Source organism: Micromonospora sp. DH14, assembly GCF_029809455.1.
Classification (GTDB): domain Bacteria; phylum Actinomycetota; class Actinomycetes; order Mycobacteriales; family Micromonosporaceae; genus Micromonospora; species Micromonospora parva.
Window position 1 is genome coordinate 1 of sequence record NZ_JARVKT010000060.1, and the last position, 13,293, is coordinate 13,293.

The following is a 13,293-nucleotide window of genomic DNA, read 5'->3' on the forward strand; positions in this document are numbered from 1 at the left end:
GGGGGGGGGGGGGGGGGGGCCCGGCCGCCCCCCACACCTCCACTGCATGAACCGCCTGTTCAGACGCCCGCCGGATAGGTCTCCATCTCACCGGGGACCGCCGGCACCGGTAGCGGGTGCAGGGCACTGGTGTCGTCGCACCAGATGAACGCGTCGTAGCGTTCGCCGATCCGGGTCGGCACGTAGTTGCCCCAGGACTCGAACGACGGGTCGTAGACCACCCCGATCGCCCGGTGGTCCACGGTGTCGGTGACCCAGCCCGGCTGGTCGTCGCCGCCGAAGATCAGCACGGCCCGCTCCGGCATCAGCTCGTGCAGCCGCCTCTCGATCGACCCCTCCCGGGCCGGGGGCACCACCATCGCCTCGGCCGGCGAACCCCAGCGGGGTGCGGCGATCGCCGTGCCCCGGTACGTACCGAAGCCGATCAGGGCGACCGCGTCCTCGCCGTGCCGCTCCCGAGCCAACTGACCGATGTTGACCATCCCGTCGGCGGTCATGTCGGTGGCCCGCGCGTCCCCGACGTGCGTGTTGTGCGCCCAGACGATGCCCCGGGAGTCGGGGCCGTACCGGTCCAGCAGCCGGTCCAGGGTGTCCTGCATGTGGGTGTCGCGGATGTTCCACGAGTCCGGCCCGCCGGCCACCATTGCCCGGTAGTAGCGCTCCGCGCCGGCCACCACCTCCGCGTTCTGCCAGGCCGAGAAGCGGTCCGGGCCGTCGGAGAGGGCGTGTTCGCGGGTCCGGGCGAGCAACCGGACGACCTCCTCCTCGCAGCGGGCCGAGACGAACCGGCTGGCCGCGCCGTACTCCTCGACCCTCTTGCCGTACGGCTCGAAGCACCGGTACGCGTCCTGCGCCGCCTCCAGCGACTTCGGGTCCTCCTCCCCCAGGTAGTCGAAGATCGCCTGCATCGACTCCCAGAGGCTGTACACGTCGAGCCCGTGGAACCCGGCCCGTTGCTCCTCCGGCCGCTCCACGTTCCAGGCCCGCAGCCAGCTGGCGAACCGGGCCACCTCGGCATTGGCCCACATCCAGGTCGGCCATCGCTCGAACTCGGCGAGCGCGAGCTGCGGTTCGAGCGCGCCGCCCGGCGCGGCCGTCACCGACCGGTGCACCCGATCGCAGTCGGGCCAGTCACCCTCCACCGCGACGAAGGAGAACCCGCACTCCGCGATCAGCCGGCGGGTGAGCTGCTCACGCAACCGGTAGTAGTCGTAACTGCCGTGGGTGGACTCCCCGATCATCACCACCCGGGCGTTGCGAACGCGCTCCAGTAACGGGTCGAAATCGCTCGGCGCGCCGAGCCGCTGAACCAGCATGCCAGCGGCTACCCGGCCGCCGCTGCGGCAAACCGTGGGCGCGTCGCGGGCCGACACGCCGGCCGCCGGGCCGTCGTGGGTGCCCACCACCCCGGTGTACGACCACCGCGATCGGGTAGCCGGCCGACATGACCGTCACCGGGGTGCAGTTGCAGGAGTACCTGGCCGGGCTCGACTACCCGGTCTCGCGGGAGGACCTGATCCGCTGGGGCCAGGAGAACGGCGCCAGCACCGCCCTGCTGCAGATGCTGCAGGCGCTACCCCCAGAGCAGTTCAACTCCCCCGACGAACTAAACGCCGCCCTACCCACCCCCACCTAACCCCAGCCCAGCCCAGCCCAGCCCAGCCCAGCCCAGCCCAGCCCAGCCCCGGTGATCATGAAGTTATTGTCCTCTGCCGCGGCGTGTCGCGCCGCTAACTTCATGATCACCGGGGTGGGGGTGGGGTTCGGGGTCGGTCAGGGGAGGGGGATGGTGCGGGATTCGGTGCGGGCGGTTTCGGCGGCGGCGAGGATGGTCACGACCTCGCGGCCGAAGCGGACGTCGCAGCGGTGGTCCCGGGTGCCGGCGCGCACCTGTTCAACCAGTTGGTCGATGGCGACGCCGAACGCGGTGGCGGGGTCGTTCTCCCCGGACGGGACGTTCTCGATGCCGTTCTCGCCGTAGAACACGAACTCCCGGGCCATCGACTCGGTCGGGGCATCCAGCGAGAGCGAGGCGCTGCTGGTGGCACCGCCCTCGTGGGTGAGCAGCAGGTGCACCATCCCGCTCGGTCCGTTCATCGCCGCCACCTGCGTCACCCGACCCAGCACCGGCAGGAGGATCGACAGGGCGTGCGGGGCGATGTCCCAGAGCGCTCCGTGCTCCCGACGCCACAACGAGCCGCCGTACGGGCTGCCGTCCTGGAAGATCGAGGCGAACGCGGTGGTCCGACCGTGCTGCCAGCCCCTGGCGGCGGCAGTGGAAGCGAGGAACGCGGTCACGTTCGGCTGGAACCGCTGGGTGAAGAAGACGACCGAGGCGACCCCGGACTCCTCGGCGGCGGCCACGACGCGGTCGGCGTCGGCCACGCTGAGTGCCAACGGCTTGTCCAGCAGCAGGTGCCGGCCGGCGCGGGCCGCCCGGACCGCGATGTCGGCCTGGATGTCCGGTGGCAGGGCGACGGCGATCGCCTCGCACTGCTCGATCAGCGCGTCGACGTCGGCGTAGGCGGGCACCCCGTACCGTTCGGCCAGCGCGGAGGCCCGCTCCGGGTTGCGACCCCACACCCCGACCAGCTCCGCGTCGGGATGGGCGTGCAGTGCCTTCCCGTGCGTCTCGATCGCCCAGTGACCGGTGCCGAACAAACCGAACCGCACGTGTACCTCCGCTGTTTCCCCGCACCGTGGCAACGCCACGGACGTGATCCACGCTAGTCGCCCCGGCGGCCATGCCGGCGGCGGGTTCGACCAATCGAAGCAGCCCACCTTCGTTTCGGGGACGCCGTCGAGCCAACCGCCGGCTGACGGCAGACGCCGTGCACCGATGACGCCAGTGGCCTGACGACACCGTCCACGCGCTCTCGGACGACCCCCCGCCCACGCGCTCTCGCCGTCGTCAGGTCCGATTGCCGCCAGACACCCCCGGGGGCGGCGCGGCAGTGTCGACGACATGCCAACGACGACTCCAGCGACGGCCAGCGGCGCCGTGACGTTTGACCACTGGTACGACTTCGCCGAGGGCGGCCCCGTGCACCGCGCGCTGCTGCCGTTCCCGTCGACGGCGCCCGCGCCGTTCGAGGTCGCGCGCTGGTCGGTGGCCCCGAACACCTCCAACGACCTCGACGTCCACCGGTCCCGCGAGGTGTGGATCATCATGTCCGGAACCGGAACGATGACGTTCGCGGACCAGACGGCGGTGCTGCGGGCCGGGGACGTCGCGGCGTTCGAGAGCAGGGTGCCGCACCAGATCCGCAACGACGGACCGGACCCGCTCGTCGCCATCTCCGTCTACTGGCTGCCGGCCGGCGACTGACACCACCCGGGAGGCGGGGAACAGGAACCGGGAACGCCTCGACGGGCCCTCGTCACAGGTGGAGAGGCAGAGCACCCGCTTACTACGACGGTTAGTAGGCTGTGCCGGTGACCGAGGCAACGACCGGGTGGATCCGGTGAATTCGCCGGTGGACGGGCTCGTCGCGACCGTACCGATCGTGCTGTCGCTGCTCGTCGCGGTGTGGGCGTTGGTGGCGGCGGTACGCCACCGGCCGCCGGACCGGGTGCAGTTCGTCGGTCTGGCCGTACTCGAAGTGGCGTTGCTGGTGTTGACGGTGCTGGCGCTCGTCGCGGTCGGTGGCGGGGAGCGGCCCGGCGAGCCCGGCGCCTTCTTCGGCTACCTGGTCACGCTGGTGTGCCTGCCGCCACTGGCCTGGGTGCTGGCCCGGATGGAACCAACCCGCTGGGGCTCGGCGATCGTGTGCGCGGTCTGCCTGGTGGCCCCGGTGGTGGTGGTCCGGTTGCAGCAGACCTGGGAGGTGCTCGGTGGTTGAGACGGAGCAGGCCCCCCGGCGTACGAACTCCGGCCCGGGTCGGCTGTTGATCGCGGTCTACCTGCTCTTCGCGATCGCGGCGACGAGTCGGGCCGGCCTGCAGATCGCCACCAAGTTCGACGAGGCCCCGGTGGCGTACCTGCTCTCCGGGGTGGCCGCGCTCATCTACATCGTGGCGGCGGTGGGGTTGGCCCGCGCCGGGCACGCCGGCCGGCGGGTCGCGCTGGCGTGCTGCTCAGTGGAGCTGGTCGGGGTGGTCGCGGTCGGCATTCTGAGCCTGGTCGACAGGGAGCTTTTCCCGGACGAGACGGTCTGGTCGGGGTTCGGCAGCGGGTACGGCTACATCCCGCTGGTGCTGCCGGTGCTCGGCCTGCTCTGGCTCTGGCGCACCCGCCGCGCGCCGGCCTGACCCGGCGACGAGGGCGTCCCGCCCAGCGGAGCGCCCTCGTCGGCAGCGGGTCAGTCCCGGGGGCCGCCCGCGACGTAGATGACCTGACCGGAGACGAAGCCGGCACCCTCGCTCGCCAGGAACGAGATGGTGTGCGCGACGTCCTCCGGCCGACCCGGGCGACGGACCGGGATCTCGGCGGCGGCGTGCTTCTGGAAGTCGTCGAAGTCGACCTTCATCCGGGCGGCGGTGGCGGCGGTCATGTCGGTGACGATGAAGCCGGGTGCCACCGCGTTCACTGTCACCCCGAACGGACCCAGTTCGATGGCGAGCGTCTTGGTGAAGCCCTGCAGACCGGCCTTGGCGGCGGCGTAGTTCGCCTGACCCCGGTTGCCCAGCGCGGAAGTGCTGGAGAGGTTGACGATCCGCCCCCACCTGCGGTCCACCATGTGCTTCTGGGCGGCCTGGCTGAACAGGAACGCGCCGCGCAGGTGCACTCCCATCACCGTGTCCCAGTCGGCGTTGGTCATCTTGAACAGCAGGTTGTCGCGCAGCACCCCGGCGTTGTTGACCAGCACGGTGGGCGCGCCCAGCTCGGCGGCGATCCGGGCCACCGCCGCCTCGACCTGGTCGCGGTCGGAGACGTCGGCGCCCACCCCGAGCGCCCGACCGCCGGCGGCGGCGATGGCGTCCACCGTCTCCTTGGTGGCGGCCTCCTCGATGTCGACCACGGCGACTGCCATTCCGTCGGCGGCCAGCCGCCGGGCGGTGGCCGCGCCGATGCCGCGTGCGGCTCCGGTGACGATGGCGACGCGGGGCTCCTCCGACATGATTACCTCCCGGTAACGTGGGGTCGATCGAAGGAGCTTAACCTTCCACTGCTAGTTATCGGTGACGACCATGGCCTGATCCACGACACACCGGATCGCCGTGCCTCAGAAGCCCCGGTCCCGACAGAGCCGGATCCACCGGTATCCGTGGCCGGAGACCTTCACCGCGCCGAGCTTGCCCAGCTCGCCGTAGCCACGGTCGGCGAGCACGTCGATCGGCTGGTCCGCCTCCGGCTCAAGACTGCTGAGGTCGACCTCCACGTCGTCGGTGCCCAGGTTGTGCACGAAGACCATCGTGCCCGTCGGCCCGTCGGCCCGGTGCGCGAGCACTCCGGGCGGCATCGCCACGTCGATGTGGGTCGTCGAGCCGGAGCCGATCTCCGGAGCCTCCCGCAGCGTACGGATCATTCGCTCGAACCAGCCGAGCAGCGACCTCGGGTCACCCCGCTGGGCGGTGACGTTGACGTTCTGGTAGCCGAACTCACCCTTGTCGATCACCGGGCGGACCAGCTTCTCCGGGTCCGCCGTGGAGAAGCCGGCATTCGGCTGGAACGACCACTGCATCGGGGTACGGATCGCCTCCCGACCGGGCAGCGACAGGTCCTCACCCATCCCGATCTCCTCGCCGTAGCGCAGCACCGGCGTGCCGCGCATCGAGAACTGCAGGGCGTACGCCAGCTCGATGCGCCGCCGGTCGTTACCGAGCATCGGGGCGAACCGGCGACGGATGCCCCGGTCGTAGATGCGCATGTTCTCGTCCGGGCCGAACTGCACGTACACCTGGTTGCGTTGTTCGGTGGTGAGCCGGGACAGGTCGATCTCGTCGTGGTTACGCAGGAAGGTGGCCCACTGCCCGCCGACCGGCAGCTTCGGGGTGTCGCGCAGCGCCTCGATCAGCGACTCCGGGTCCTGCCGCGCGAGCGCCAGCATGAGTCGACCGTTGAGCATGAAGTCGAAGAGCATGTGGATCCGGTTGCCGGAGCCGCTGGCGTCGCCGAAGAACGTCGGTAGCTGGTCCGGCTCGACGTTCGCCTCGGCCAGCAGGACGGCGTCGCCGCGACGCCACTGGACGTGCTGGCGCAGCTCGGTGAGGAACTCGAAGTCCTTCGGGGAGTTCGGGTTGCCGGGCTCGGTCAGCTCGATGATGAACGGCACCGCGTCCATTCGGAAGCCGGAGACACCGAGCTGGAGCCAGAACGACATGATCTTCTTGACCTCGGCCCGGACCTGCGGGTTCGCGAAGTTGAGGTCGGGCTGGAACTTGTAGAACCGGTGGTAGAACCACGCCTTGGCGGTGCGGTCGTAGCTCCAGGTCTCCTTCTGCTCGCCGGGGAAGACCATGCCCTGGTGCCGGTCGTCCGGCTCGGTGTCGGACCAGACGAACCAGTCCCGGTACGGCGAGTCCGGCGACGAGCGGGCGGACTGGAACCATGGGTGCTCGTCGGAGGTGTGGTTGACCACCAGGTCGATGATCACCCGGATGCCCCGGTTCTGCGCCTGGTGCAGCAGCTCGGCGAAGTCGCCGAGGGTGCCGAAGCGCGGGTCCACGTTGTAGAAGTCGGTGACGTCGTAGCCGTCGTCGCGGTTCGGTGACGGGTGGATCGGGTGCAACCACAGACAGGTCACCCCGAGCCGGGCCAGGTAATCCAGCCTCCCGATCAACCCACGGATGTCACCGACCCCGTCGCCGTCCGAGTCGGCGTACGTGTCGATGTCGAGGCAGTAGACGACGGCTTCGGAATACCAACGGTCACCCATGCCGGAGAAACTTCTCCGATCGATCACCGCGGCAAACCCTTGGTTATCGTGCCTGTCATGGGAAACGACCTGGTACCGCCGAGCGAAACGTTGGACTGGTCCCGGGGTGCCTGGCTGCACCCGCCGGTACGCGTCGAGGAGGGCCCGGCCGGTGAGCTGGTCGTCGAGCCGGCGGCGGACAGCGACTTCTGGCGCAGGACCAGCTACGGCTTCGTCCACGACAACGGCCCGGCCCTGCTGGCACCGCTGCCGCTGGACACCGCCATGGAGGTGAGTTTCCGGCTCGACGTCTCGGCGCAGTTCGACCAGGCCGGTGCGTTCGTCCGTGTCGACGAGCGCACCTGGACCAAGGCCGGCGTCGAGATCAGCGACGGGGAGGTGCAGCTCGGCGCGGTGGTGACCAGGGAGTTCTCCGACTGGTCGGTGGGGCCGGTGCCGGAGTGGGCGGGTCGGGAGGTGACCGTCCGGGTCAGCCGGGCCGGCGACGCGCTGACGGTCCGCGCCCGGGTCGACGACGAGCCGTGGCGACTGGTCCGGCTCGTCCCGCTGGACCCGGCGGCGGACGCGGTGGCCGGTCCGTTCTGCTGCGCCCCGTCGCGCGCCGGGCTGACAGTGGTGTTCACCGGCTGGCGACAGGGGCCGGCGGACACCGCCCTGCACCCCGAGGTGTAACGACCGCCCCGGTGGGTATGACCGTACGATCCCGAGCACCGAAGCGGAAGGACGACAATGGCGTACGCCCAGGCTGGCGACCCGTCCGAGTTCACCGGGTTGACCGGCTGGGTGGCCTCGGTGATCGAGGCGATGGGCCCGGTCGGCGTGGCGCTGCTGGTGGCGTTGGAGAGCATCGTCCCGCCGATCCCCAGCGAGGTCGTGCTGGCGCTCGCCGGTTTCCTGGCCCACGAGGGCGAGTTCAACGTCGTGGTGGTGGTGCTGGCCGCGACGGTCGGCTCGTTGGTCGGCGCGTTGGTGCTCTACTGGCTGGGCGCGGCCCTCGGCGAGGAACGGCTCAAGCGCTGGTTGGACCACATCCCGTTGGTGGACAGCGACGACCTGGAGAAGGCCGACAGGTGGTTCGAGCGGCACGGTCGGTGGGCGGTGCTGATCGGCCGGGTGGTGCCGGTGGTCCGCAGCCTGGTCTCCGTGCCGGCCGGGGCCAACCGGATGCCGCTCGGCGAATTCATCCTGCTCACCACCATCGGCAGCGGCGTGTGGAACGGTCTCATCGTGGGCGCCGGTTACGCGCTCGGGAGCCGTTGGCAGGACGTCGCGCGCTACAGCGACTGGTTCAACTACGCGATCGGCGCGATCTTCGTCGTCATGGTGGTCAGCTGGGTGATCCGTAAGGTCCGCAAACGTCGGGAGCGCGGCGACCGGCGGTCGGTGACCGCCGGCCGCTGATCCGCGTCAGCGCCTGTCCGGCACCAGAACCGCCTGCGGGCGGCGGAGCACCGCCTGCTCGATGGCCGACCACACGCTGGTGGTCACCAGGTAGATCACGGCGGCGAGCGGCAGCACCAGCGCCACCAGCACCGTCGTGAACGGCAGCAGGGGCAGCAACCGGCCGAGCGTGGCCGCACCCGGCCCCTCGGTCGGCGTACCGGCCACCGTGCCCACCGCCGCCGACGCCCGGCGGGCCCGCCGCGACGACCACCAGGCCACCGCCAGCAACACCACGAGCAGTACGCCGAACAGCGGCCCGGCCGCCCCGGTCAGCCCGTCGCTGAGATGGTGGCCCAGCCGCACCCCGGCCAACCGCTCGTCCAGCAGACCGGTGCCACCCTCGCTGGTGCTGAACAACCGGTACAACACCAGCAGGAACGGCGCCTGGAGGAGCAACGGCAGGCAGCCGGCGAGCGGGTTCGCGCCGGCCTCGCGGTACAACGTGAACACCTCGCGCTGAAGCGTCGCCGGGTCGTCGGCGTACCGCTGCTGAAGGTCGCGCACCTGCGGAGCGAGCGCCGCGCGACGCCGTTCGCCGCGGACCTGCGCGACGGTCAGCGGCGAGATCAGCAGCCGGACGGCGATGGTGAAGAGCACGATGGCGGCGGCGGTCGCCGCGCCGCCGGCCAGCGGTTCGAGCAGCTCGGTGAGCCAGGACAGCGCGCTGCCGGCAGCGCCGACAACGTCGTGCAGTGGTGCGAAGGCAAGCATGGGAAACCCCTCGGTCCGATTCCGGTGAGGCCCTCCCCCGGGCGGTGTCCGCTCAGCGAGGGGGGCCGGTGACGGCGGGATCGGCCGCGCGGCGGCGGGGCGCTACGCGGCCGAGGGGTGCCCCGGAGCACGGGGACGAGGGCGACCGGCCGCATCGGGGTCGATCTGGCGGGACATTCGGCGACTTCGGGAGCGGGCCCGCAGACCGGCCCACCGTGGCCCGGCACCGGGCGCGCCCGCCCGGTCCCGCACCCGGGCCGCCAGCACCACCGCGAGCAGCACCAGGGCGGTCAACGCGGCACCCGCGAGCAGGTCGGCCGGGCGGCCCGCGAGCAGGGTGAGCTGGGCGAACGCGGACAGCCACGCGACCCCGACATAGCCCAGCAGCACCGGCACGGGCCCAGCATAGGACCCGCTGTCACGTCACCCGGTCAAATCCGGCCGCTGCCCCGGGTACGACGTTGCGCCGCCACGTTTCCCGGCATCGCCACGTTGGGTAACCAACGGCGGACCGACGCGGACGGACCGCGAACGGTAGGAACGGACGGGTGATGTCGATGACCGGTCAGGTGGCCGAGGTGCCCAGCGACATGGCTGCGGCGACCGGATTGCTCACCGTGGGTGTCGAGGAGGAGTTCCTGCTCGTCGACCCGCACACCGGGGCCGCGGTTCCGGCCGTGGACCTGGTCATGGAGCAGGTTCCGGCCGAACTCCGCGGGCAGGTGGAGCGGGAGTTCCAGACCAGTCAGATCGAGATCGGCAGCCCGCCCGGCCTGGAGCTCTCGTCGATCCGGCACTCCCTCGGCGTCCTGCGTCGGGCGCTCTCCGACGCCGCCGAACGGGCCGGCGTACGCCTGCTCGCCATCGGCACCGGCCCGGTGGACGGCCCGGTGCCGCCGGTGGTGGACAAGCCCCGCTTCGACCGGATGATCGAGCGGTTCCGGCTGCTCGTTCCCGGCCCCGGCAACAACGGGATGCACGTGCACGTGGGGGTGCCCGACCCGGACACCGGCGTGCAGGTGCTCAACCACGTCCGGCCGTGGCTGCCGATGCTGCACGCGGTGACCACCAACTCGCCGTTCGCCCGGGGCGAGGACACCGGCTACGCCAGTTGGCGTTCGGTGGAGTGGGAGCGCTGGCCGTCGGTGGCGCCGACGCCGTTCCTGGAGTCGCACGAGCACTACCAGCGGCTGATCCGCCAGTTGATCTCCACCGGGGTGATGCTGGACGAGGGGATGCTCTACTGGTACGCCCGGCTGTCGGCGAAGTACCCGACGGTGGAGCTGCGCATCGGCGACGTCTGCCCGTCGGTGGACGACGCGGTGCTGGTCGCCGCCCTGGTCCGGGCGCTGGTGGCCACCGCGATGGCGGATGTCGAGGCCGGCCGCCCGGCGTTGCGGACCGACCACCACCTGCTGGTCGGCGCGCACTGGCGGGCCGCCCACGACGGCCTCGAAGGTGAGGGCGTCGACGTCACCACGGGCGAACTGGCCCCGGCCTGGGAGCTGCTGGACCGGTTCGTCGAGCGGATGCGGCCGGCGCTGGAGGAGCACGGCGACTGGGCCGAGGTGACCGACCTGCTGGCTGGGCTGCGCCGGCACGGCAGCGGCGCGGCGCGGCAGCGCGCCGTGTTCGAGCGCACCGGCCGACTCACCGACGTGGTGCAGGACGTCGCGCGGCAGACCCGCGGCTGATCGTCGCGTGACAGGATGAACCCGTGGCCCACCGGCTGATCGTCATCGGCGGGGACGCCGCCGGAATGTCGGCGGCGTCCCAGGCCCGACGCCGCCGTGGTCGCGACGACCTGGAGATCGTGGTCTTCGAGCGCGGCCACTTCACCTCCTACTCGGCGTGCGGCATCCCGTACTGGATCAGCGGGCTGGTGCCCGACCCCGAGGCGTTGATCGCCCGCGATCCGGAGGTCTTCCGCCGGGAGCACGCGATGGACGTCCGGATGCGCCACGAGGTCACGACCATCGACCTGGAGCGCCGCGAGGTGGTGGCCCAGAACCTGGAGGGCGGCGGCGAGGTCCGTGAGCGCTTCGACGACCTGATGTACGCCACCGGCGCGGTGCCGGTGAAGCCACCGTGGGCGGTCACCGACGCGCACGGGGTGTTCGGCATGCAGACCCTCGACGACGGTGCGGCGCTGCGCGACTGGCTCGACGCCGACCCGCAGCCGCGCCGGGCGGTGGTGATCGGCGGCGGGTACATCGGCGTCGAGATGGCCGAGGCCATGATCCAACGCGGCCTCTCGGTGACCCTGGTGGAGGCGGGCGAGCAGCCCATGTCGACGGTGGACAGCGACATGGGCGAGCTGGTCGCCGACGCGATGCGCGGCCTCGGCATCACGATCCGGGGCAGCCTGCCGGTGACCGGCCTGGAGGAGCACAACGGCCGGGTGTCCGCCGTGGTCACCGAAGAGGGGTCGATCCCGGCCGACGTCGTCGTCCTGGGTCTCGGCGTACGCCCCAACACCACGCTCGCCGAGGCGGCCGGGCTGCCCCTCGGGCCGACCGGCGCGATCCGGGTCGACCGCCGGATGCGGGTGCCCGGGTTCCCCGGGATCTGGGCGGCCGGCGACTGCGTGGAGACCCTGCACCGGGTCAGCGGGCTGCCGGTGCACGTGCCGCTGGGCACGCACGCCAACAAGCAGGGCCGGGTCGCCGGAATCAACATCGGTGGCGGGTACGCCACCTTCACCGGCGTGATCGGCACGGCGGTGACCAAGGTCTGCGACCTGGAGGTCGGTCGGACGGGTCTGCGCGAACGCGACGCCAAAGCCGCCGGCTTCGAGTTCGTCTCGGTGATCGCCGAGTCGACCAACCGGGCCGGCTACTACCCCGGTTCCCGACCGATGACGGTCAAGCTGATCGCCGAGCGTCCCAGCGGCCGGTTGCTCGGCGCGCAGATCGTCGGTTGGTCCGAGGCGGCCAAACGGATCGACACGCTGGCCGTGGCGCTGTGGAACGGCATGACGGTGGACGATATGACGCAGCTGGACCTGGGCTACGCTCCGCCGTACGCGCCGGTGTGGGATCCGGTGCTCATCGCCGCCCGAAAAGCGGTCGACGCGCTCGCCGCGCTCGACCGTTGACCCGCGCCCGCCGTGGAGGACCACCCCGTGACCCAGACCCCGACCCGGCCGACGAACCGTCGGCGCCCCACCATGGTCGACGTGGCCCGGCGGGCCGACGTCAGCCTGAAGACGGTCTCCCGGGTCGTCAACGACGAGCCGGTGGGGCAGGAGCTGGTCGGCCGGGTGCTGGCCGCCATCGCCGAGCTGGGCTTCCGGCGCAACGACATCGCTCGTAACCTGCGCTCCCGGCAGCTCAACGCCACCGTCGGGCTGCTGATCGAGGAGATCGCCAACCCGTTCTACGCGACCATCGCCAGCGTCGCCGCCGAGATCGCCGCCGCCCACGGCACCATGCTGATCACCGCGTCCTCGGAGGAGGACCCGGAGCGGGAACGCGCCCTGCTCCAGGACTTCACCCAACGTCGGGTCGACGGTCTGCTGGTGGTGCCGGCGGGCCTCGACCACTCGTTCCTGCGGCGTGAGGTCGAGCTGGGCATGCCGGTGGTGTTCCTGGACCGGCCGCCGCAGGGGCTGCAGGCCGACGCCGTGCTGTTGGACAACCGGGGCGGCAGCCAGGCCGGGGTCGACGCGCTGCTCGACGAGGGGCACCGGCGGGTCGGGCTGCTGCTCGGAGCGCCGAGTGTGCCCACCATGCGTGAGCGGCTGACCGGGGCCCGGGCGGCGCTGGACGCCGCCGGGATCGAGCCGGACGATTCGCTGGTCCGCGAGCGGCTCATCGCTCCCGAGGAGGCCGGGCGGGCGGTCGCCGCGCTCCTCGACCTCCCGGAGCCGCCCACCGCGTTCTTCTGCGCCAACAACCGGATCACCGTCGGTGCGCTCCAGGAGCTGCACCGGCGGGGCAGTGACGCCGCGCTGGTCGGCTTCGACGACTTCGAACTGGCCCACCTGATGCCCCGGCCGCTGACCGTCGTCGCGTACGACACCCGGGAGCTGGCGAGGGTCGCCACCGAGCGACTGTTCCAACGGATAGCCGGCGACGACACCCCGCCCTCCACAACGGTCCTCCCCACCACCCTGCTGAAGCGCGGCCTCCCCTAACCCAGCCCCCATCCCGCCCCAACCCCGTACCCGACCCCGGGCCCGACCCCGGTCGATCTTGGAGTTGTGGTGGGCGCTTCGGTGCACTTCGCGACTTTCGCGGGGCACCACAAGTCCTTGATCGACTGAGGCGTGGGGCGGGGTGGGTCGGGGCGGGGTGGGTCGGGCGGGGGGTGGGTCAGG

14 protein-coding genes and 1 pseudogene are annotated in these 13,293 nt (G+C 71.5%); 9 read left to right on the forward strand and 6 right to left on the reverse strand.

Features of this window, described 5'->3' with window-relative positions:
• Positions 1-59: 59 nt before the first annotated feature.
• Positions 60-1,316, reverse strand: a complete 1,257-nt coding sequence (locus QCZ28_RS34015) for an erythromycin esterase family protein (RefSeq protein WP_279520463.1) — start codon at positions 1,314-1,316, stop codon at positions 60-62.
• A gap of 128 nt (positions 1,317-1,444) precedes the next feature.
• Between QCZ28_RS34015 and QCZ28_RS34020 the strand changes: the two genes are divergently transcribed.
• Positions 1,445-1,636, forward strand: a complete 192-nt coding sequence (locus tag QCZ28_RS34020; RefSeq protein ID WP_030333097.1) for a DUF2795 domain-containing protein — start codon at positions 1,445-1,447, stop codon at positions 1,634-1,636.
• A gap of 137 nt (positions 1,637-1,773) precedes the next feature.
• Here the strand turns inward: QCZ28_RS34020 and QCZ28_RS34025 are convergent, their stop codons facing one another.
• Positions 1,774-2,673: a Gfo/Idh/MocA family oxidoreductase gene (locus QCZ28_RS34025; RefSeq protein ID WP_279520464.1), complete on the reverse strand. Its 900-nt coding sequence runs from the start codon at positions 2,671-2,673 to the stop codon at positions 1,774-1,776.
• Positions 2,674-2,965: 292 nt separating this feature from the next.
• Between QCZ28_RS34025 and QCZ28_RS34030 the strand changes: the two genes are divergently transcribed.
• The 3 genes and pseudogenes from QCZ28_RS34030 (at position 2,966) to QCZ28_RS34040 (ending at position 4,251) form a co-directional block, all read left to right on the forward strand.
• Positions 2,966-3,328, forward strand: a complete 363-nt coding sequence (locus tag QCZ28_RS34030) for a cupin domain-containing protein (RefSeq protein ID WP_279520465.1) — start codon at positions 2,966-2,968, stop codon at positions 3,326-3,328.
• 101 nt (positions 3,329-3,429) lie between these two features.
• Positions 3,430-3,842 (forward strand): annotated as a pseudogene (locus QCZ28_RS34035) (hypothetical protein).
• A complete protein-coding gene (locus QCZ28_RS34040; RefSeq protein ID WP_030333091.1) occupies positions 3,835-4,251 on the forward strand; it encodes a hypothetical protein in 417 nt (138 codons plus the stop codon). The pseudogene QCZ28_RS34035 and the gene QCZ28_RS34040 overlap by 8 nt, the downstream one beginning before the upstream one ends.
• A 50-nt stretch (positions 4,252-4,301) precedes the next feature.
• On the opposite strand, the gene fabG is transcribed toward QCZ28_RS34040, so the two are convergent.
• Both fabG and QCZ28_RS34050 read right to left on the reverse strand, forming a co-directional pair.
• Positions 4,302-5,060 carry a 3-oxoacyl-ACP reductase FabG gene (fabG, locus tag QCZ28_RS34045; protein WP_210866414.1) on the reverse strand — a complete coding sequence of 253 codons (759 nt, stop codon included), beginning with the start codon at positions 5,058-5,060 and terminating at the stop codon, positions 4,302-4,304.
• Between the two features lie 105 nt (positions 5,061-5,165).
• Positions 5,166-6,818: an alpha-amylase family protein gene (locus QCZ28_RS34050; RefSeq protein ID WP_279520472.1), complete on the reverse strand. Its 1,653-nt coding sequence runs from the start codon at positions 6,816-6,818 to the stop codon at positions 5,166-5,168.
• A 57-nt stretch (positions 6,819-6,875) separates the two neighbouring features.
• On the opposite strand from QCZ28_RS34050, the gene QCZ28_RS34055 reads away from it, so the two are divergent.
• Positions 6,876-7,490, forward strand: coding sequence for a DUF1349 domain-containing protein (locus QCZ28_RS34055; RefSeq protein ID WP_279520466.1), 615 nt, complete (start codon positions 6,876-6,878; stop codon positions 7,488-7,490).
• Between the two features lie 57 nt (positions 7,491-7,547).
• Positions 7,548-8,219 (forward strand): DedA family protein, encoded by a 672-nt coding sequence (locus tag QCZ28_RS34060; RefSeq protein WP_279520467.1) that lies wholly within the window; start codon positions 7,548-7,550, stop codon positions 8,217-8,219.
• 6 nt (positions 8,220-8,225) lie between these two features.
• Here QCZ28_RS34060 and yidC read toward each other — a convergent pair whose 3' ends face one another.
• Complete coding sequence (yidC, locus tag QCZ28_RS34065; RefSeq protein ID WP_279520468.1) at positions 8,226-8,972, reverse strand: membrane protein insertase YidC; 747 nt, start codon at positions 8,970-8,972, stop codon at positions 8,226-8,228.
• Between the two features lie 102 nt (positions 8,973-9,074).
• Positions 9,075-9,368 (reverse strand): DUF6412 domain-containing protein, encoded by a 294-nt coding sequence (locus tag QCZ28_RS34070; RefSeq protein WP_279520469.1) that lies wholly within the window; start codon positions 9,366-9,368, stop codon positions 9,075-9,077.
• Between the two features lie 161 nt (positions 9,369-9,529).
• Between QCZ28_RS34070 and QCZ28_RS34075 the strand changes: the two genes are divergently transcribed.
• The 3 genes from QCZ28_RS34075 to QCZ28_RS34085 all read left to right on the forward strand — a co-directional run bounded on the left by QCZ28_RS34075 (position 9,530) and on the right by QCZ28_RS34085 (position 13,110).
• Positions 9,530-10,666 (forward strand): glutamate--cysteine ligase, encoded by a 1,137-nt coding sequence (locus tag QCZ28_RS34075; RefSeq protein ID WP_279520470.1) that lies wholly within the window; start codon positions 9,530-9,532, stop codon positions 10,664-10,666.
• Between the two features lie 23 nt (positions 10,667-10,689).
• Entirely contained in the window at positions 10,690-12,069 is a 1,380-nt protein-coding gene (locus QCZ28_RS34080) for an FAD-dependent oxidoreductase (protein WP_279520471.1), read from the forward strand.
• Positions 12,070-12,141: 72 nt separating this feature from the next.
• Entirely contained in the window at positions 12,142-13,110 is a 969-nt protein-coding gene (locus tag QCZ28_RS34085; protein ID WP_279520473.1) for a LacI family DNA-binding transcriptional regulator, read from the forward strand.
• The last annotated feature ends 183 nt before the right edge of the window (positions 13,111-13,293 follow it).